This is a genomic window from Providencia sp. PROV209, from assembly GCF_028479485.1.
Lineage (GTDB): Bacteria > Pseudomonadota > Gammaproteobacteria > Enterobacterales > Enterobacteriaceae > Providencia > Providencia alcalifaciens.
Genome location: NZ_JAMPNR010000014.1, coordinates 14,526 through 34,446, shown reverse-complemented (window position 1 = coordinate 34,446; position 19,921 = coordinate 14,526). Strand labels below are relative to the sequence as shown.

Here is a 19,921-nt window from a genome sequence, read left to right as displayed (position 1 = left end):
TAGGGGACAGCGATGAACAAGACCGTCGTTTTTGATTTTCGTGAAATAGATAGCCTTGAGGTATTTTATCAGCAATTTCAGCAACAGTTCTCGCTTCCGAAATGGTTTGGTCACAATCTCGATGCTTTATGGGATGTGATTACGGGCGAAATTGAGTTACCCGTTACTCTGGTTTTTAGTCACCTTAAACTTCCTCAGCGTACGCAATTCTCAGCGATCATTGATTTAATGAATGAAGCTGAAACCGAGCTTGATGAAGCATTTATTTTTCTCATAGACATCACTAATAATGAGAATGATGCATCCCGAACCACATGCTAAATTTGGCGAATGGTTCTACGTTGAGCCATTTTTTGACGGTTATTTATATTAAGGGTGATTAAGTGGAAGGTAAAAAAGTTATTGTGATTCATGGTTATACCGCATCTCCGGATAATCATTGGTTTAATTGGTTAAAGGATGAATTGGAAGCTCTAGGAGCAATCGTTGATATTCCCGCCATGCCGGAGTCCGATTCACCGAATCCGCAAAAATGGGAGCAATGTTTACTCGATGCGAACATCCAGTTTGATGAAAACACTATCTTAGTCGGACACAGTTTAGGGTGTATCACGGCATTACGTTTTCTAGAGAACCATGCCCCAGAAGGTGCAAAAATTGGAGGGTATGTGCTTGTGTCTGGGTTTGATCGTACTTTGGACACGATGCCTGACTTAGCGGCTCACACTCAGTTTTCATTAGATTATAGTAAGCTGATAGGGATGAGTGACAAACGCGCGTCAATTGTTTCTTCCAATGACTGGGCAGTTGATTCAGCGACGTCAATCGAGCTGGCTAAATCGTTACAAACCTCTATTACGGTGGTTGAAAATGCAGGGCATTTCCTTGATAGAGAAGGTTTTACGCGACTGCCTGCTTTACTGAGTCTGTTAAAGTTTTGGTACTAGAAAACACCCTGTTTTTTGTGTTATAGGGGGATAGCGTCGTGTTTGTAGTGAATTTTTTGGTCGCGTGATTTGTTAATACGACCATTGGCTCGACGCCAAGCTCTATTTCGGGGGGTATCCATATTTGCCTCATTCATTTATCGTGGCTCAGCAGCCGCGATAATGCGGGTTAAAATATGATGTTGATGATGATAGTGTTATTTTGGATGGCGAGCAATAACGGGGTATTTTTTAAGAAAACTCCCCTAAGCCATTGCTAGCTAAGGGGAACAGTTCACTAGTGACTATCAGAAAGCTCTTTCAGATATTGGAAAATCTGACGGAATGCTTTTGGTGGTTTATTTCCATCACGCTCTTTCTTCGCATTACGTACCAATGCACGCAGTTGTTGGCGATCAGTTTGCGGGAATAAAGCGACCACTTCTTCGATGACTTCATCACCATCAGCTAATAAGCGATTACGCAGATCTTCCAGCTTGTGTAAGATCACAACCTGTTGGTTATGGCGGTTTTTCAGCTTATCAAGTGCTTCAGTGATCGGTTCCACTTCTCGAGAACGTAACAGTTTACCGATAAGTTGTAATTGACGACGACGACCTTCCCGCTTAATTTTTTGTGCTAATTCGATAGCTTCAAGTAATTGCGTGTCTAATGGGATGCGCTCAAGCTCGCTTTTACTTAAATCAACAAGTTCTGCCCCCAATTTTTTGAGGATCTCGGCATCGCGTTTAATTTCGCTTTTGCTGACCCAAATAATCTCATCGTCCTCATCATCTTGGGGCGCTGGGATATCATCCAGCCAATCTTCAGGCTGTTTGGCCATAGGGATTTTCCTTTTTACTAAACGCCGTCGTGTAATTACGAGTAATTAGCATGATTTACGGCGTTGTGAGTGTTAACATTTATAGATTAACTCTATTGTAACTGGGAAAACCCCCTTATGACTACCTGACATTGATATGTCGAGGTAGAAAATCACTTTTCCCCTCTTTATTGGACTAAATGCATGAGTGTTACTGAACAAGTTGCCGAACAACGTAAACAATTAGAACAAGCCGTCGCCCACGCATTGGAATTTGCCAAAAGCCGTTGTGATGGCGCTGAAGTTGCAGTCAATAAAAGCACTGGGATTAGTGTGAGTACGCGCCAAGGTGATGTTGAGAATGTGGAGTTTAACAGTGATGGCGCATTAGGGATCACGGTTTACCATAAACAACGTAAAGGTAGTGCCTCTTCAACGGATTTAAGCGAAGAAGCCATTGAGCGTACAGTTCAAGCCGCGATTGATATTGCGAATTATACCTCTGAAGACCCATGCGCAGGTCCTGCTGAAAAATCATTACTGGCATTCGATGCACCGGATTTAAACTTATTCCAAGCTACAGAACTTTCCCCCGAGGAAGCCATTAAGCTGGCCTCGATTGCGGAAATGACCGCATTAAATGCAGATTCACGCATTGTGAATACGGAAGGCGGTAGCTTCAATGGGCACTATGGTATCCGTGTCTTTGGTAACTCTCTTGGACTATTAAAGAGCTACAGTTCTAGCCGTTATTCGATGTCGAGCTGCGTAATCGCCGAGCAAAATGGCGAAATGGAGCGCGATTATGCGTATACCATCGCACGCAGCATGCAGGCATTGAAATCCCCTGAGTGGGTAGGGCAAGAGTGTGCGCGTCGTACATTGTCGCGCTTATCCCCTCGTAAATTACCGACGATGAAAGCACCGGTTATTTTCGCTTCAGAAGTGGCGACAGGGTTATTTGGTCATTTAGTCGGAGCCATTAGCGGCAGCAGTATTTATCGTAAATCATCATTTTTAATGGATAGCCTAGGTAAGCAAATCTTACCAACCTGGCTAACGATTAATGAGCAGCCACACTTAATGGGCGGTTTGGCATCCTCGCCATTTGATAGTGAGGGCGTACGGACTACAGAGCGTAATATTGTGGAAAATGGTGTTTTACAAACGTGGCTGATGACTAGCTACTCTGCGCGCAAATTGGGTCTACAAAGCACAGGTCATGCTGGTGGAATTCATAACTGGCGCATCGAGGGACAGGGGCTATCTTTCGATGCACTGCTAAAGCAAATGGGTACGGGCTTAGTCGTCACAGAGCTGATGGGGCAGGGGGTTAGCGGTATTACTGGCGATTATTCCCGTGGGGCATCCGGTTTTTGGGTAGAAAATGGTGAAATTCAATATCCTGTCAGTGAGATTACAATTGCGGGTAATTTGAAAGATATGTGGATGAATATGGTTACTATCGCCGATGATATCGAAACTCGCAGTAATATTCAGTGCGGTTCGGTGTTAATCCCTGAAATGAGTATCGCAGGGCAATAAGTTTTAAGTATCAAAAAGGCACTCAAATGAGTGCCTGAATACCGCCTGAAGACTAACGGGAGTTTCTTGATTGAAACTTTTTTCGGCTAGTCTTTCTCTTTGTATCGAGCATCGTTATTAACGATGGAACTCGCCAGCCGCTTCAGGTTGATAAACAATCTCTAACACACGAACGCGGGTTTCTACGCCATTTGGCAATGCCCAGCTAATTTCGTCGTTAACGTGCAGACCTAACAATGCTGCGCCAATCGGTGCCATGACTGATAATTGTTCTGCACTATCTTTTAGGGATGCAGGATATACCAGTGTACGTGTGCGCTCTTCGTTGCTGATCAAATCTAAGAAACGAACAGTGCTGTTCATCGTGACCACATCCGCAGGGATCTCTTGTGGGGAGACAATGTCTGCGCGGTCTAATTCGTCGTTTAGTGCTTCGGCAACAGGTGTACCGGCATAGGCAGCCTGTTCCATCAGTGCATCTAAGCGTTCTGCATCTAAATCATTGATAATAATTGTTGGCTTTGTCATACCACACTCCAATAGGAACGTACAAAGCAAACACCCCCCACCCAGAAGGTAGGGGGTGTTTGCTAGAAAAATAAATTATATAAAATATTAGGCGCTATAGGCGTTAAAGGGAAGAGATCGAGATCACGAACTCGGTGCCTATGCGTGTAAAACCGTATATATCACTTGGTCCATCGGGATTTACTTTTATGCTACTCTTCGTCAAATCCACTTTCGAACAGGTTAATGATTGCGGATAATGCCGATTCTTCATCGGGTCCGCTAACCTCAATATCAATTTTACTGCCTTGCTCCGAGTCTAACATCAACATCGCAATAACGCTATCCGCCTCAGCCTCAATTTGACTGTCATTTTTTAAAACGACTCTAGAGTTAAATTGTTTAACTAAATCATAGAGAAGCATAGCTGGTCTGGCATGCATACCAAGGCGGTTTTTTAGTGTGATCGTCGCTTTGACGGTCATTACTTACGTTTTTCCAGTGTTCTGTGGCGTGATTGCACGTTTTTTCCTCGAGAGCGGAAGTAATCGGCAAGTTGTTCTGCGACGTAAACTGAACGGTGTTTTCCTCCTGTACAGCCGATGGCGACAGTTAGATAACTACGATTATTGGTTTCTAACATCGGTAACCATAACTCTAAATAGCTACGAGTTTGGTAAATAAAGTTATGAACTTCAGTGTGCCTATCTAAGAAGGCGGCCACAGGTCTATCTAAACCCGTCATAGGACGTAATTTTGGGTCCCAGTGTGGGTTTGGTAAGAAACGCACGTCGAAAACGTAGTCTGCATCGATAGGAATACCATGTTTGAAACCAAAGGATTCGAACACCATGGTCAATTCACGTTCACGTTTGCCCATTAAGCGAGTTCTGAGCATTTCCGCTAATTCGTGCACTGACATCTCAGAGGTATCAATCACTAAGTCAGCACGGGAGCGTAGCGGCTCTAGCAGCTCATTTTCTTCATCAATAGCACTTTCTAGGGATAAATTTTTACTCGAAAGTGGGTGTAATCTACGAGTATCGCTGTAACGACGAATTAAAGTGTTACGGTCTGCATCCAGAAATAGCAGTTGTGGTGAGAAGGTTGATGGTAATTTATCAATGGCTTCTTCGAATACTTCTGGATTGTCGGGCATGTTGCGCACATCAATGCTTACAGCCGCAGAAATATTGCGATCGGCGAGTGAATTAGCTAACTCCGGCAGTAAAACTACCGGCAGGTTATCCACACAATAGAAACCCATATCTTCCAGCGCGCGTAAGGCAACGGATTTTCCCGAACCGGAACGGCCGCTGACAATCATCAGCACCATGAGCTAACTCCCTTCTATATCTTAAGGATTTATATCTTAATGATCGATTTCTGACTGATCACCCATTTCTGACTGTTCACCCATTTCTGGCTTATTCGTGGTGATCCTCTAGCTGGTCAGATTATTTTGTCATTCGCCGTGTTTCGCGATGCCGAACATAAGAAATCATAACAATATCATTAGGCTGGCATCAACACATATTCATTATTACTTACTCGATGATGATCTTGTATAACTCTTCATCACTTTGTGCTGAGCGAAGACGCTTACATAATGACTTATCGGCTAACTTTTTAGCGATAAGGGACAGGGTATGTAAGTGAGTTTTACATTGATCCGAGGGAACAAGTAATGCAAAAAGTAGATCAACAGGTTGGTTATCAATTGCATCAAACGCAATTGGCTCTTCCAAATGCAAAAATACGCCTGCAGCACGAGCACTTTCGCCTTCATTGAGCTTGCCGTGGGGGATTGCAATCCCGCCACCAATACCTGTCGTGCCAACTTTTTCTCTGGTTAGTAACGCTTCAAATACCGTATTTTCCGGTAATCCCAACTCGGCGGCCGCTAACTCACTAATAATTTCTAATGCTCTTTTCTTGCTGGTGCAAACTAAATTATTACGTGTGCAACTGGCGGATAAAACATCGCTTAATTGGATTTCTATATCACTATTCATTTTATTATTCACTTAGGACTACAAAACCAGATGATGTATCCCACCATCTGGTTTAGAACATTAATCAGTCAAGGACTGGCTAAATGTATTAGTGTTGTCTCAGTTTTTCTTTATGTTTGGTTAATTGGCGTGACAGCTTATCAAGGAGTAAATCAAGTGCCGCGTACATGTCGTCATCTTCCGCTGATGCGTGAAGCTCTGCACCGTTGAGTTGCAGGGTGGCTTCAGCAATTTGCTGAACTTTTTCCACTTTCAGAACGACTTGGATACTGTTAATACGATCAAACAATTGCTCTAATTTCTTGAGTTTTTTCTCAACCGTTTCGCGCAATGCCGGTGTAACTTCAATATTGTGTCCAGTAATCTGAAATTCCATACAATCTTCCTTATCTTATTGGGTTAAACCAACTGTTTACGTTGATTTGATGGCGGAATAGATAATGACTCACGATACTTAGCAACAGTTCGACGAGCAACTTGTATACCTTGCTCTGCCAGCATACTCGTCAATTTACTGTCACTCAATGGTTTTGCTGGGTTTTCCGCAGCAATCAGCTTCTTCACCAGTGCACGAATAGCAGTGGAAGAGGCTTCTCCTCCGGTGTCTGTACTGACGTGACTGGAGAAAAAATACTTCAATTCAAAAATGCCTCGCGGGCAGTGGAGGTATTTTTGGGTTGTCACACGAGAGATAGTCGATTCGTGCATATCCACCTGATAAGCAATATCTGCCAAAATCATCGGTTTCATGTACTCTTCACCTAACTCAAAGAATTCTTGTTGTTGCTCAACAATACAGGTCGCCACTTTTAGCAGTGTTTCATGGCGGCTCTCTAAGCTTTTAATCAGCCACTTCGCATCTTGTAAGTGACTACGAATATACTGAGAGTCACTTTCACTGGCTGAATCATTTGCCATTGAAGCATAATGATTGTTAATGCTTAACTTAGGAATGCTATCTGTATTTAACTCAACTTGCCAGTGCCCACCGACTTTTTTCACCAATACATCGGGAATAACATATTCCGATTCCCCGGTATTGATGGATTGACCGGGCTTAGGATTCAGCGTGAGAATCAGATCAATTGCCTTTTTTAATGCATCTTCTTTTAAACGTGTCAGTTTGCTCAACTGACGAAAGTCACGATTTGCTAGTAAATCAATATGATGACTAATAATTAGTTTAGCTTCTTGTAGCCCTGCTGTCTCTTTTGGGTACAAAGAGAGCTGGATTAGCAAACACTCTTTTAAATCCTGAGCTGCTACGCCCAAGGGATCAAAATGTTGAATACGTTTTAAAACAGCGATGACTTCTTCTAAGGTAATATCGGGATTATCGATACCTTCATGGATTTCGCTGATTGGGCTAGTGAGATAGCCTGAATCATCAATAGAGTCAATAATCGAGGTGGCAATTGCACGATCAGTATCGGTAAATGGGGTCAAATCCGCTTGCCAAATCAGATAGTCTTGCAGCGTTTGGGTAGTTTCCCCTTGATATACTGGAAGCTCATCAAAGCTGTAATCGTTGCTGGTTCCTGAAGGTGTTCCCGCGGTATAGATTTCATCCCAATCAGCATCCAATGGTAGCTCATCAGGCATATCTTCTTTTTCTAGCGCATCTTTGGTATCAATTTCGCTGCTGTCCGCTTCGTTGCTCTGATTATCTACACTATCTTGTTCCGAAGATTGTTCTTCTTGCTCGAGTAGCGGATTGGTTTCAAGTGCGAGTTGAATTTCTTGTTGAAGCTCAAGGGTGGATAATTGCAACAAGCGGATTGCCTGCTGCAATTGGGGAGTCATTGCAAGTTGTTGACTGATTCTGAGCTGCAAACTTTGCTTCATGAATGTGCTTTATTCTCCATTACCACTAACACAACCAATATCATGACAACCAACAAGACAAAACTACAGTCTAAAGCCTTCACCTAAATAAACACGTTTAACTTGTTCATTTTCAAGGATCATTTCAGGAGAACCATGTGCAATCAGGTGTCCTTGGCTAACGATATAGGCTCGCTCACAGACATCAAGCGTTTCACGTACGTTATGGTCGGTGATTAAAACACCAAGACCATAGTCACGTAGATGTTGGATGATCTTTTTGATATCCAAAACGGAGATCGGGTCAACCCCTGCAAATGGCTCATCTAACAGAATAAACTTAGGGTTGGCAGCAAGGGCACGTGCAATTTCGACACGGCGGCGTTCACCACCAGAGAGTGATTGACCAACATTGTCGCGCAAATGGGTAATACTGAACTCTTCCATCAGTTCTTCTGCACGTTCTTTACGCTGCTCTGAATTCAAGTCATGACGAATCTCTAAGACCGCCATCAGGTTGTCATAAACGCTTAAACGACGGAAAATAGACGCCTCTTGAGGAAGATAGCCAATGCCACGGCGAGCACGCTCATGCAGAGGTAATAGACTAATATCTTCCCCATCAATTAAAATTTTACCTGCATCCCGCTGAACAATGCCGACTACCATATAAAAAGTGGTCGTTTTACCCGCACCGTTGGGACCTAAGAGACCAACAATTTCCCCTGATTTGACTTCAAGGCTGACGTCAGTCACTACGCTGCGTTTTTTATAGGATTTCGCCAGATTCTCTGCGGTTAGTGTGGCCATAACAATTATTTACTCTTACTAGTTGATGAACCCTGAGCGGCTGGGCCTTTCTCTTGTAACTGTGCTGGTAATAAGACGGTGGTCACGCGTTTACCTTTATCGCTAAATGCTTCCATTTGCTGGGTCGGAACCACATAGGTGATCTTATCGCCTTTGATATTACTGTCGAGCTGTTCAAGGTAAGCATCACCCGTTAATGTGACCAGTTGCTTATCAACTTCATAACGCGCTTTGGATGCGTGACCTTTGATTGGTTTGCCATCGTCCTGTAACTGATAGAAGGTGACGGGGGTACCAAATGCTTCAATGACAATTTTATCGGAATCGCTGCTTGGACGTGTCACGATAACTTTATTCGCTCGGATATCAATGGAACCTTGTTTAATCACAACGTCATCTGTAAATGTGGTGACATTTTTTTCTAAATCAAGAGATTGCTTCACCGAGTTAATGGTCATCGGTTGTTGGGTATCTGTTTTCAGTGCCATTGCCGGTAGGCTAAGAGCCAAAATTGCACTTGCAACAGCTCCTTGAATAAAACTTTTCTTAGTTACTTGATTCATTTTGTTGCTCTTTTGGTTGTAACTCATAGTGAGTTTTAACATCTTCAATTAATTCAGCGGTTCTTGTACGAAGGTTTCCCTTCATTTTTAAGCCCGTAGAATTTAGCCCGTGTCCGATAATGGTTACTTTATCGTCAGATGAGACATCTTGTGTGACTAGATTGACCACCGCATTATCTGTTGTAATGCGCTGAATTTGAGGCTCTGGAGTCAAACTATCCACTTGAACATCGCTGTACAGATAGAGCACTCGCTCTTTGGTTAACCTTGCTTTAATGGACTTTACCGTCCAAGTTGGCGTGCCTGCGTCGTTATAGGTTGTTAATACCGGGTTGGTAAACCAAGTGATTTTTCCATCGGTATAATTATCTACTTTAGTTGCAGCAAGTTTATAGGCTAAATCGCCTGCTGGATTATAGACGAAAGTCACCGAATCATCAGTTTGATAATTAGGTTTGCCATCATTGATTTCGGTTGCTAATGGTTTGGAGTCATCGTAAACCGAAAAGTTCCAACCAATCAGCCCCAGTACAATGAGGGATAAAATAATGATTAACCACTTTTTTGCATTGCTCATGAATGATATCTGTTCTTTAAATCGACAAGCCTTTAGCTTCTTCCAGTTTATTTTGGGATAACAGAATCAGGTCGCAAAGTTCACGTACTGCGCCTTTCCCGCCACCAATGTGGGTTACATAGTCTGCTTTTGGTAATAGCAGAGGATGTGCATCAGCCACCGCAACAGATAACCCCACTTTTGCCATGACAGGCCAATCAATAAGGTCATCACCAATGTAAGCTGTTTGCTCTTCTGTTAGCTGTAGTTTATCTAACAGTTCGCGATACGCCAAAAGCTTATCGCTTTGTCCTTGGTAAAGATATGTAATACCTAAAGTCTGGGCTCTATCTTCGAGCAATTTGGCTTTGCGACCCGTGATAATTGCGACTTCAATACCGGAGGTTAATAAGCAGCGAATGCCATATCCATCACGGACATTAAAGGCTTTTAATTCTTCGCCATTATTCCCCATATAAATTAAACCGTCAGACATCACACCGTCGACGTCACAAATCAGTAGTTTAATTTTCGTCGCTTTTTCTATCACAGAATTCTCGACAGACCCATAGCAAGTATTCTGATAATTAGGGTTCATTCTATTTCCTTTATGTATACTTTTCGACTTATACCACACCAGCTTGCAGTAGGTCGTGCATATGTAGAACACCCACTAATTGATCGCCATCGGCCACCAATAACGAGGTAACATGGCGAGATTGCATCAGGTTTAGTGCTTCAACCGCTAACATACCTGGTGCGACTCGAATACCGCCTGGCGTCATTAAATCAGCGATTTTTGCATTGTTCAGATCAATACCCATATCAAAGATGCGACGTAAATCTCCATCAGTAAAGATCCCTTGAATCTTCATATCATCATCACAAATGACCGTCATACCCAGTTTTTTACGGGTAATTTCGACGAGTGCTTCACGTAAAGAGGCACTTTTCGGGATATGGGGAACGTCGTCACCTGTGCTCATTAAATCACGAACTAAGAGTAAAAGTTTGCGTCCAAGTGCGCCACCAGGATGCGATAGCGCGAAATCATCAGCGGTAAAGCCGCGAGCGGTGAGTAACGCAATGGCTAAAGCGTCTCCCATGACCAAGGTTGCTGTCGTGCTTGTTGTCGGTGCTAATCCCAATGGGCACGCTTCTTGCGGGACTTTGATGCATAAATGAACATCTGCATATTTGCCCATATTACTGTCAGGATTATTAGTCATGCAGATCAGTGGGACTTTAATGCGTTTTAAGACGGGCAATAGGGCTAAAATTTCCCCTGACTCGCCAGAGTTTGAAATCGCTAATACGATGTCTTTATTGGTGATCATCCCTAAATCGCCATGACTGGCTTCTCCAGGATGCACGAAAAATGAAGGCGTTCCTGTGCTGGCAAGCGTGGCCGCAATTTTTCGTCCTATATGCCCTGATTTTCCCATTCCCATAACGACAACCTTGCCTTGGCAAGTAAAAATTTGCTGGCAAGCGCGGTCAAAGTCATGATTGATATATTGTTCTAGGTTTTTCAGACCTTCACGTTCGATATGGAGAACTTCTTTACCTACTTTCTGAAAATCGATGTTTGACATGTCTAATTCCATGGATGTTTTCGGGTGAATCAAAAGTGTCGGTTGGATCCAAAGTTTCGGTTAGATCAAAAAAGCGAAATCGGATTGTATAACGAATACTTAGTATCGGTAAGTATTTTGTACCTAAGCTTTTATGAATGTCATGGTTATGGGGATTTGTTAGCGATTTGAGCTCAAAAGAGTGTTTTACCGTTCAACCGCACCGATGCCCAAAAAAAATTTTTTTAATTCTCTTACCCTTATGGTTGGATATATAAATTTCTAAGAGCTATCTTCTATTAATTAGGTAAAATATTAGTTAATACTATTTGGTTTATGTTTCTGTAAAACCCTGACTTATTTGGGGCAGAATCATAGTTTGACCTATAACGAGCGATTAAACGATGCAAGCACAGACAGAGAACTTAATCGAAGTCAAAAACATGTCATTTACGCGAGGAAATAGGAAAATATTTGAAAATATTAACCTAGCTGTGCCTCGTGGTAAAATTACTGCGATTATGGGACCTTCAGGGATTGGTAAAACAACATTACTTAGACTGATTGGCGGACAACTGCGCCCAGAGGAAGGGGAAATCTGGTTTGATGGGGATAATATTCCTGCACTGTCTCGTTCTAAGTTATATCAATCACGTAAAAAAATGAGCATGTTATTCCAATCAGGTGCCTTGTTTACTGATATGGACGTTTTTAATAACGTGGCTTTCCCTCTACGTGAACACACGAATTTACCGGAGTCGTTGATTCATACAACTGTGATGATGAAATTAGAAGCGGTGGGATTACGCGGTGCGGCAAAATTAATGCCTTCAGAGCTTTCTGGGGGAATGGCACGTCGTGCGGCACTTGCACGTGCGATCGCACTGGATCCTGATTTGATTATGTTTGATGAGCCATTTGTGGGGCAAGATCCCATTACAATGGGCGTTTTGGTCAAATTGATTGACGAACTTAACCAAGCACTTGGGGTTACCTGTGTGGTGGTTTCCCATGATGTTCCAGAAGTGCTGAGTATTGCCGATAAAGCCTATATTGTGGCGCAGCAACATGTTATTGCGAAAGGAACAGGGGAAGAGTTACGTGAAAACCAAGACCCTCGTGTTAGACAGTTTATGGATGGTATTGCTGATGGTCCGGTGCCATTCCGCTTTCCTGCCAATGACTATTCGGCTGATTTATTAGGGTAAATGAACATGATAATTAAGGCGATTGCTGCCTTCGGACGTCGATGGATTGAAACATTTGCGGCTTTTGGTCGAGCAGGCTATTTATTATTTGGCGCACTATTTGGCAAACCTGAATTTGGTAAACAGTGGCCGTTATTAGTGAAACAGCTTTATTCAGTTGGGGTTCAATCCTTGCTGATTGTCGCCGTGTCCGGTCTGTTTATCGGCATGGTGTTAGGTCTGCAAGGTTATTTGGTACTGACGACGTTCAGTGCGGAAGCGAGTCTAGGCATGATGGTGGCGCTCTCATTATTGCGCGAGTTAGGTCCTGTCGTTACGGCATTACTGTTTGCAGGGCGAGCGGGATCCGCATTAACAGCCGAAATTGGTTTGATGAAAGCCACGGAGCAAATTTCCAGCTTAGAGATGATGGCTGTCGATCCTCTGCGTCGCGTGGTTGCCCCTCGATTTTGGGCTGGGTTTATTAGTATGCCACTGTTATCACTGATTTTTGTCGCTGTTGGAATTATCGGTGGTGCTATTGTTGGCGTTGATTGGAAAGGAATTGACCCCGGTTTCTTCTGGTCATCGATGCAATCATCTGTGGAGTGGCGATTAGATTTAGTCAACTGCTTTATCAAAAGTGTAGTCTTCGCGATCACGGTAACGTGGATTGCACTATTTAATGGTTATGATGCCATTCCAACCTCGGAAGGAATTAGCCGCGCAACAACGAAAACTGTTGTGCATGCATCATTATCGGTTCTAGGGTTGGATTTCGTACTGACAGCACTGATGTTTGGGAACTAAGTCATGCAAAGTAAAAAAAGTGAAATATGGGTAGGTTGTTTTATGTTGCTGGCGATTGCCGCAATTGTGTTTCTCTGCTTAAAAGTCGCCGATTTACAATCGATTGGTAGTCAGTCAACTTACCGAGTTTCTGCCTCTTTCGAAAATGTGGGTGGCTTAAAAGTCGGCTCTCCAATCAAAGTCGGTGGTGTTGTTGTCGGGCGTGTGGCGGGGATTTCTTTAGATAAAAAGAGTTATGTTCCGGACGTTCAAATCGATTTACTCAGTGAATATGACAATATTCCTGATTCTAGCTCGCTTTCAATCCGTACTTCTGGTCTGCTGGGTGAACAGTACATTGCGATGAATATTGGTCCTTATGATGAAGATATGGGGATCTCAATGTTAAAAGAAGGCGGTCGTTTGGAAGATACGAAACCGGCGATGGTACTGGAAGATTTAATTGGTCAATTCTTGTATAAGAGTGGCGACAGCCAAGGCGCGTCTGCACCAGAAGCACCAGCTACAGCACCCGCATCAGCCCCAGCACAACATGTTGCGGCACCTGCGGAGCCCGCTGCTCACTAAGTTGTTATTCCCTGTGAATTTGAAAGGAATGAATTATGTTTAAACGTCTCATAATGATAGCTATGTTAGTGGTTGCACCATTTGCGATGGCGATTGACCAAACTAACCCGTATAAGCTTATGGAAGAAGCCGCAGCGAAAACATTTGATCGCTTAAAAGCGGAACAGCCTCAAATCAAGCAAAACCCAGATTACTTACGGACTATCGTGCGTGAAGAATTATTGCCATATGTGCAAATCAAATATGCTGGCGCATTGGTGTTAGGGACATATTATAAAGACGCGACCCCTGCCCAACGTGATGCCTATTTTAAAGCGTTTGAGTCCTATCTTGAGCAAGTTTACGGTCAAGCGCTGGCGATGTATCACGGTCAAACGTACACCATTGCTCCTGAACAACCCATTGGTGATAAAAATATTGTGGCTATCCGCGTCACCATCAATGATACCAACGGTCGCCCTCCGGTACGTTTAGATTTCCAATGGCGTAAAAATAGCAAAACCGGTTACTGGCAGGCGTATGACATGATTGCAGAGGGGGTCAGCATGATCACCACTAAACAAAACGAGTGGGGCGACATTTTACGCAAGCAAGGTATTGATGGATTGACGGCTCAATTACAACGTAGTGCTCAGGTACCGATTACGTTAGAAGAGAGCAACTAGCATGAGAAGCCAGTTATCTTGGACGCAAAATCGTGTCATGCTGGCACTTTCCGGTGTTTTGGACAGAGATTCACTGGTCGAATTTTGGGATAAGCGCCAAACGCTGTTATCTCAAATTGAGCGAATTGATGTCTCTGCGTTAACCCATGTGGATTCTACTGGACTTGCCATGCTGGTGCGTCTAAAAGGGGAATATCAGTCTCAACAGCGCCATCTCAGCATTCTTGGCGTGAGCGATAATCTCAATACCTTGATGGAATTATACGGGGTGAAGCCCCTACTGATGGATTAAGTCAAGTTATGTAAAAAATAGCGCTTCTGAGTGTTTTTATGCATCAGAAGCGTTTTCTTTAGTTTAAGTGTTAAGCTGAATCCTTTAGGATAGATGGCTATATTTATTATCATAATTAATCACAAAATTGAGTCATTATGGATACCAACGAAATTAAACAAGTCTTAATGGAAAAGCTGTCACTGGAAGAAGTGATAGTGAATGGCGATGGCAGTCATTTTCAAGTTATCGCTGTTGGCAGCCTTTTTGACGGCATGAGCCGTGTTAAACAGCAACAAGCAGTGTATGCGCCGTTAATGGAATATATTGCGGACAACAGAATTCATGCGCTTTCAATTAAAGCTTATACCCCAGCGCAGTGGGAGCGTGACCGTAAGCTGAGCGGCCTATAAGTTTGAAAATGTAAGCGAACAGTTTGTAAAAATCTGACACACGAGAATACCAGAATGGATAAATTTTTAGTTAAAGGACCTACCCGCTTAGAAGGGGAAGTCTCTATTTCAGGCGCTAAAAACGCTGCACTGCCAATCCTGTTCGCTGCTTTATTGGCTGAAGAGCCAGTTGAATTACAGAATGTCCCTAAGCTGAAAGATATCGACACAACCATTAAGTTACTTAGCCAACTTGGCGTCAAAATCGAACGTAATGGTTCGATTTTTGTTGATGCTAGCAATGTGACTGAATATTGTGCACCGTATGAACTGGTGAAAACCATGCGCGCATCGATTTGGGCGTTAGCGCCTTTGGTTGCTCGTTTTGGTCACGGTGAAGTTTCTCTTCCGGGCGGTTGTGCAATCGGTGCTCGTCCTGTGGATTTACACATCAGCGGCTTAGAAAAACTCGGCGCTAATATTGTTCTGGAAGATGGTTATGTTAAGGCGACAGTAAATGGTCGTCTGAAAGGCGCTAATATCGTGATGGATAAAGTGAGCGTAGGTGCCACTATCAGTATCATGACAGCCGCTGCATTAGCGGAAGGTACAACGTCTATTGAAAACGCAGCACGTGAGCCTGAAATTGAAGATACCGCTAATTTCCTGAATGCGTTAGGTGCGAAAATCACCGGTGCAGGAACTGACCGTATTGTCATTGACGGTGTGGCTCGTTTAGGTGGTGGTGTTTATCGTGTTCTGCCTGACCGTATTGAAACAGGGACTTTCTTAATTGCTGCGGCAGTTTCTCGCGGTAAGGTGGTTTGTCGTGATGCCTGCCCTGATACCTTAGATGCGGTATTAGCAAAATTACGAGAAGCGGGGGCCGATATTCAAACTGGTGAAGATTGGATCAGCTTAGATATGCATGGTAAGCGTCCAAAAGCGGTTACACTGCGTACGGCACCACATCCTGGCTTCCCAACCGATATGCAAGCTCAGTTTAGCCTATTGAACTTAGTCGCTGAAGGTGCAGGCATGATCACCGAAACGATTTTCGAAAACCGTTTTATGCATATCCCTGAGTTAATTCGTATGGGTGCTCACGCGGATATCGAAAGTAATACAGTATTATGTCACGGCGTTGAAAAACTGACTGGCGCACAAGTTATGGCGACGGACTTACGTGCTTCAGCAAGCTTAGTCATTGCTGGCTGTATCGCGGAAGGGACAACAACCGTTGACCGTATTTATCATATCGACCGTGGATATGAAAATATTGAAGCAAAATTAAATGCGCTAGGGGCGAATATTCAACGCGTGAAATCTGACGAGTAATTTCAGATTGGGTTAATCCTATCGTAGAAGTAAGAAGGTTGCTCTTAGCTTGGGCAACCTTTTTTATTGGGTAATGATTGGACTTAGTTAGCTTGCCCTTCAGGAAGCTCTTCAATAACTACATCCATATTTTTCACATCCCCATCACGTAAAATTTGCACCGGAATTTTAGTTCCAGGGCGAATTTCAGCGACATAGTCCATCGTCTCAGCCGCGGAGATAGCGGGCTTGCCATCTAAGGACAACACAATATCCCCTTGCTCAATGCCTGATTTTGCAGCAGGTCCATTAGGTGATACTTGGAAAATCCGTAATCCTTGCATTTGATTGATATTATTATTGTTTGTGCGAATCTGAGGTAATTCACGAGCGGTAATACCAATGTAACCACGAACAACTCGACCATCACGGATGAGTTTTTCCATAATTTTGGTTGCAAGAGGGGTTGGAATTGCAAAGCTGAGTCCTTCGGAGCTGACGCCTTGGCCCGCACTGAACGAAAGTGTGTTAATGCCAACCAGTTCACCTTCTGTATTAATCAGCGCACCACCAGAGTTACCGGAGTTAATTGAGGCATCGGTCTGGAGGAAATTTTGGCGTCGTGTCGAACTTAGTCCTACGCGCCCTGTGGCGCTAATAATTCCTTGAGTGACGGTTTGCCCGAGGTTATAGGGATTTCCAATAGCCAGAACAACGTCTCCAACATGAGTCACGCGTTTTGTATTAATTGGGATCACGGGGAGATTTTCAGCATCGATTTTTAAAACGGCAAGATCAGTCAGCGGATCTGAGCCCACTAACAGTGCGTCGAAAATCGCACCATCTTGTAAAGCCACAAGAATTTGGTCTGGATTATCCACCACATGTTTATTCGTGAGAATGTAGCCGTTGGCGCTTAAGATTACACCAGAACCGAGGGATTGGAGCTCACGACCTGACTGCGAGAAACTGCCTTTGGAACTACTGTAAACATAGACGACGGCGGGGGCAGCACGGCGTACAGCTTTGTTATAGCTCACAGGTTCACTATTGGTTTTTCCATACAGTAAGTCAGCAAGTCCCTGAGGGCGCAACGAGGGGACAGCCACAATAATAATTGAGGCAGTGACCAATCCTAGCAGGACAGACACAAGCAGCTTTTTGACCATATTAAAGGTTACCAAGTTCGCTATGATGGATATGACAGACAGAAAGATGTTTTGAGCATACCATAAAAAAACAGGTACAGCAGAGTGATACTGTACCTGTTTTATTGATTTATCTATGCTGAATTAATGAATTAGTTTTTCATTAATAAGTAGAGTGTTTCACCGCCACGCAGGACTTTCATTGCCAATACTGGTGGCTTGCTCTCGATAATTTTACGGAACTGATCGATACTTTCAACGCGTGTATCGTTCACGCCAAAGATCAAGTCACCTTTCGCTAAACCGACTGCCGCAGCAGGAGATTTAGGCGCGACGCTGTCTACTTGAACCCCTTTCGTGTTGCTCACAACCGCATTAGAGATAGTTGCACCTAACAAAGATTCAGTCAGTTTTTCAGCGTTAGTGGCAGAACCCTCATCACTTTCTAAAACGACTTTCACTTCCATTGGCTTGCCTGAACGGATAAGACCAAGAGTGATTTCTTTGCCTAATTGGCTAGTCCCAATTTTGGCTCTTAATTCAGCGAAACTATTAATACGTTTACCATCAACAGAGACTAAAACGTCACCGGATTTGATGCCTGCTTTTGCTGCTGAAGATTTTGGAATGACTTCACTGACAAAGGCGCCACGTTGTGCATCAATGTTAAAGGCTTTGGCAATGTCAGAGTTCATCTCTGTGCCTTTAATTCCTAAGATACCGCGCTTAACTTCACCGTGTTTGATCAGCTGTTCACTCAGGCTTTTCGCCATATTACTTGGGATAGCAAATCCGATACCGATATTTCCGCCACCCGGCGCTAAAATCGCGGTGTTAATCCCGATTAGCTCACCATTTAAGTTAACCAGGGCGCCCCCTGAGTTACCACGGTTGATGGACGCATCTGTTTGGATAAAGTTCTCTAATCCTTCCAGATTTAATCCACTACGACCAAGCGCAGAGATAATTCCCGATGTCGCTGTTTGTCCTAAACCGAATGGGTTACCAACAGCGACCGCAAAATCACCAACGCGCAGTTTGTCTGAGTCAGCAATAGAAACCGCAGTTAAGTTCTTAATATCTTTAGCATTACTGATTTTTAATAACGCAATGTCAGTTTGTGGATCTTTACCAATCAGCTTGACGTCAATTTCACGACCATCATTCAGCTGAATTTGGATTTTATCCGCGCCATCAATAACGTGGTTGTTGGTTAAAACGTAACCTTGTGTCGCATCAATGATGACACCAGAACCTAAGCCCTCAAAAGGGCGCACGCTTTGTTGCTGTGATGGCGCATTAGGACCAAAGAAGAATTTCAGTTCTTCTGGAATTTGTTGATTTTGTACTCGAGTGCCTGAAACATGGATATTCACGACCGCAGGCAGCACTTTTTCTAGCATTGGCGCTAAGCTTGGCATGTTTTGGCTTTGCGCTGTCACCGGTAATGTCGCGGGTAGTGCGGCGCTACTAATTGTAGGGATCGTGGATAGTGTTAAACCTAAACTCATTGCAACTGCTGTCAGAAAGAAATTTTTTCTTTTCATCATTCCGTAGATTCTCTCAATAGAAAATATCAACTCATGTGGATGGACTTATCAATGGAGCATTAAGGACACATGAGCTGAGGTATTTGTTGGTCTCAAATAATGATTTACTGATGACTATGACCATGGATTATGCGGAAAAGTTCCCGATGCGGATAGTACTTATCCACAATTTTACATCCATTTACATGATGTTGAGATGAAGTATTCACTTCTATACAGTAGCTAAACTAACTCTAAGATTTTATTCAGAATTGGAATGTTTTGGTAGGATGAATAACACCACCAGTAACGGATGCTACTGGTGGCAGAATCAACGAATTATTTTTCTTTTTCTTCGAGAGGGCGGAATAATCCTGAAGCACCCTCGGAGTAATCTCTCGGTGGCATCTTAACCGGAGCTTGGTCATTATCAGCTTCAGACTCAGTCAAACGATAATGGAATGGATTATCTTGCATATCAGGCATTAACTCAGAAGAGCTTTGTGCCATATGTTGGTACAGTTGGCGATAATCGCGTGCCATTTTATCTAATAACTCTGCGCTGCGAGCAAAATGGCTAACGAGTTCTTTACGATACTCTTCTAGCTCAGTGCTTTTTTTATCTAATTCAGCTTGTGCCGTTTTTTGTTGACGAAGTTTTGGATTGCCATAACGCACAACCAATGCGCCGATGATAAAGCCAACAACTAATCCTATTAGTGCATACTCCCAAGTCATGCTAACTCCTTCGTTTACTTCAATCAAAATTCACAGAAAATGGTTGCCAAAATTTAGCTCGATTACCCTAACTATACCTGTTAATAGCACGTCTGTTAATGCTAAAGAGTGGAATAATAAAGCGAAATTCCTTACTCTATGTTGAATAGTTAAT

At 43.3% G+C, this 19,921-nt stretch carries 25 protein-coding genes; 10 read left to right on the top strand and 15 right to left on the bottom strand.

Annotated features, from left to right (window positions below; all coding sequences use genetic code 11):
• The first annotated feature begins 12 nt into the window (after positions 1-12).
• Together PR795_RS10830 and PR795_RS10825 are read left to right on the top strand one after the other, a co-directional pair.
• Positions 13-321: a barstar family protein gene (locus tag PR795_RS10830; protein WP_154601555.1), complete on the top strand. Its 309-nt coding sequence runs from the start codon at positions 13-15 to the stop codon at positions 319-321.
• Between the two features lie 62 nt (positions 322-383).
• Positions 384-947, top strand: a complete 564-nt coding sequence (locus PR795_RS10825) for an RBBP9/YdeN family alpha/beta hydrolase (RefSeq protein WP_036976328.1) — start codon at positions 384-386, stop codon at positions 945-947.
• A 277-nt stretch (positions 948-1,224) separates the two neighbouring features.
• On the opposite strand, the gene yjgA is transcribed toward PR795_RS10825, so the two are convergent.
• Positions 1,225-1,770: a ribosome biogenesis factor YjgA gene (yjgA, locus tag PR795_RS10820; RefSeq protein WP_006662904.1), complete on the bottom strand. Its 546-nt coding sequence runs from the start codon at positions 1,768-1,770 to the stop codon at positions 1,225-1,227.
• A 183-nt stretch (positions 1,771-1,953) separates the two neighbouring features.
• Here yjgA and pmbA point away from each other — a divergent pair, with 183 nt between their 5' ends.
• Entirely contained in the window at positions 1,954-3,294 is a 1,341-nt protein-coding gene (gene pmbA, locus PR795_RS10815) for a metalloprotease PmbA (protein ID WP_036959950.1), read from the top strand.
• A gap of 117 nt (positions 3,295-3,411) precedes the next feature.
• On the opposite strand, the gene rnk is transcribed toward pmbA, so the two are convergent.
• From rnk to kdsD, 11 genes are all read right to left on the bottom strand, one after another.
• Positions 3,412-3,822: a nucleoside diphosphate kinase regulator gene (gene rnk / locus PR795_RS10810; RefSeq protein ID WP_006659086.1), complete on the bottom strand. Its 411-nt coding sequence runs from the start codon at positions 3,820-3,822 to the stop codon at positions 3,412-3,414.
• A gap of 191 nt (positions 3,823-4,013) precedes the next feature.
• Positions 4,014-4,286, bottom strand: coding sequence for a PTS phosphocarrier protein NPr (gene npr / locus PR795_RS10805; RefSeq protein WP_006659087.1), 273 nt, complete (start codon positions 4,284-4,286; stop codon positions 4,014-4,016).
• A complete protein-coding gene (gene rapZ / locus PR795_RS10800) occupies positions 4,286-5,137 on the bottom strand; it encodes an RNase adapter RapZ (RefSeq protein WP_006659088.1) in 852 nt (283 codons plus the stop codon). Before rapZ ends, npr begins: the two co-directional genes overlap by 1 nt.
• Positions 5,138-5,348: 211 nt before the next feature.
• Positions 5,349-5,816, bottom strand: a complete 468-nt coding sequence (gene ptsN, locus PR795_RS10795; RefSeq protein WP_006659089.1) for a PTS IIA-like nitrogen regulatory protein PtsN — start codon at positions 5,814-5,816, stop codon at positions 5,349-5,351.
• Between the two features lie 88 nt (positions 5,817-5,904).
• A complete protein-coding gene (gene hpf / locus PR795_RS10790; RefSeq protein WP_006659090.1) occupies positions 5,905-6,192 on the bottom strand; it encodes a ribosome hibernation promoting factor in 288 nt (95 codons plus the stop codon).
• A 23-nt stretch (positions 6,193-6,215) separates the two neighbouring features.
• Positions 6,216-7,661: an RNA polymerase factor sigma-54 gene (rpoN, locus tag PR795_RS10785; protein ID WP_006659093.1), complete on the bottom strand. Its 1,446-nt coding sequence runs from the start codon at positions 7,659-7,661 to the stop codon at positions 6,216-6,218.
• 63 nt (positions 7,662-7,724) lie between these two features.
• Positions 7,725-8,450 (bottom strand): LPS export ABC transporter ATP-binding protein, encoded by a 726-nt coding sequence (gene lptB, locus PR795_RS10780; RefSeq protein ID WP_006659094.1) that lies wholly within the window; start codon positions 8,448-8,450, stop codon positions 7,725-7,727.
• 5 nt (positions 8,451-8,455) lie between these two features.
• Complete coding sequence (lptA, locus tag PR795_RS10775) at positions 8,456-9,013, bottom strand: lipopolysaccharide ABC transporter substrate-binding protein LptA (protein ID WP_006659095.1); 558 nt, start codon at positions 9,011-9,013, stop codon at positions 8,456-8,458.
• The gene (gene lptC, locus PR795_RS10770; protein ID WP_006659096.1) at positions 8,997-9,590 is read right to left on the bottom strand and encodes an LPS export ABC transporter periplasmic protein LptC; all 594 of its coding nucleotides are present in this window, start codon (positions 9,588-9,590) and stop codon (positions 8,997-8,999) included. The genes lptA and lptC overlap by 17 nt, the downstream gene beginning before the upstream one ends.
• A 16-nt stretch (positions 9,591-9,606) precedes the next feature.
• Entirely contained in the window at positions 9,607-10,167 is a 561-nt protein-coding gene (gene kdsC, locus PR795_RS10765; RefSeq protein WP_006662906.1) for a 3-deoxy-manno-octulosonate-8-phosphatase KdsC, read from the bottom strand.
• A gap of 28 nt (positions 10,168-10,195) precedes the next feature.
• A complete protein-coding gene (gene kdsD, locus PR795_RS10760; RefSeq protein WP_006662907.1) occupies positions 10,196-11,164 on the bottom strand; it encodes an arabinose-5-phosphate isomerase KdsD in 969 nt (322 codons plus the stop codon).
• A gap of 383 nt (positions 11,165-11,547) precedes the next feature.
• Here kdsD and mlaF point away from each other — a divergent pair, with 383 nt between their 5' ends.
• From mlaF to murA, 7 genes are all read left to right on the top strand, one after another.
• Complete coding sequence (gene mlaF, locus PR795_RS10755; protein WP_036976050.1) at positions 11,548-12,351, top strand: phospholipid ABC transporter ATP-binding protein MlaF; 804 nt, start codon at positions 11,548-11,550, stop codon at positions 12,349-12,351.
• 6 nt (positions 12,352-12,357) lie between these two features.
• Positions 12,358-13,140, top strand: coding sequence for a lipid asymmetry maintenance ABC transporter permease subunit MlaE (mlaE, locus tag PR795_RS10750; RefSeq protein ID WP_006662908.1), 783 nt, complete (start codon positions 12,358-12,360; stop codon positions 13,138-13,140).
• 3 nt (positions 13,141-13,143) lie between these two features.
• Entirely contained in the window at positions 13,144-13,707 is a 564-nt protein-coding gene (mlaD, locus tag PR795_RS10745; protein WP_036976047.1) for an outer membrane lipid asymmetry maintenance protein MlaD, read from the top strand.
• A gap of 35 nt (positions 13,708-13,742) precedes the next feature.
• Positions 13,743-14,372: a phospholipid-binding protein MlaC gene (gene mlaC, locus PR795_RS10740; RefSeq protein ID WP_006659102.1), complete on the top strand. Its 630-nt coding sequence runs from the start codon at positions 13,743-13,745 to the stop codon at positions 14,370-14,372.
• A 1-nt stretch (position 14,373) separates the two neighbouring features.
• Complete coding sequence (gene mlaB, locus PR795_RS10735) at positions 14,374-14,664, top strand: lipid asymmetry maintenance protein MlaB (RefSeq protein ID WP_006662910.1); 291 nt, start codon at positions 14,374-14,376, stop codon at positions 14,662-14,664.
• A gap of 137 nt (positions 14,665-14,801) precedes the next feature.
• Entirely contained in the window at positions 14,802-15,056 is a 255-nt protein-coding gene (gene ibaG, locus PR795_RS10730; RefSeq protein WP_006659104.1) for a BolA family iron metabolism protein IbaG, read from the top strand.
• A 54-nt stretch (positions 15,057-15,110) separates the two neighbouring features.
• Complete coding sequence (gene murA, locus PR795_RS10725) at positions 15,111-16,373, top strand: UDP-N-acetylglucosamine 1-carboxyvinyltransferase (RefSeq protein ID WP_181480252.1); 1,263 nt, start codon at positions 15,111-15,113, stop codon at positions 16,371-16,373.
• An 83-nt stretch (positions 16,374-16,456) separates the two neighbouring features.
• On the opposite strand, the gene degS is transcribed toward murA, so the two are convergent.
• The 3 genes from degS to zapG all read right to left on the bottom strand — a co-directional run bounded on the left by degS (position 16,457) and on the right by zapG (position 19,767).
• A complete protein-coding gene (gene degS / locus PR795_RS10720; RefSeq protein ID WP_006659106.1) occupies positions 16,457-17,521 on the bottom strand; it encodes an outer membrane-stress sensor serine endopeptidase DegS in 1,065 nt (354 codons plus the stop codon).
• Positions 17,522-17,652: 131 nt separating this feature from the next.
• Complete coding sequence (locus PR795_RS10715) at positions 17,653-19,047, bottom strand: Do family serine endopeptidase (protein WP_181480925.1); 1,395 nt, start codon at positions 19,045-19,047, stop codon at positions 17,653-17,655.
• A gap of 321 nt (positions 19,048-19,368) precedes the next feature.
• On the bottom strand, positions 19,369-19,767 hold the full coding sequence (gene zapG / locus PR795_RS10710; RefSeq protein WP_006659109.1) for a Z-ring associated protein ZapG: 399 nt from the start codon (positions 19,765-19,767) through the stop codon (positions 19,369-19,371).
• Positions 19,768-19,921 lie beyond the last annotated feature (154 nt).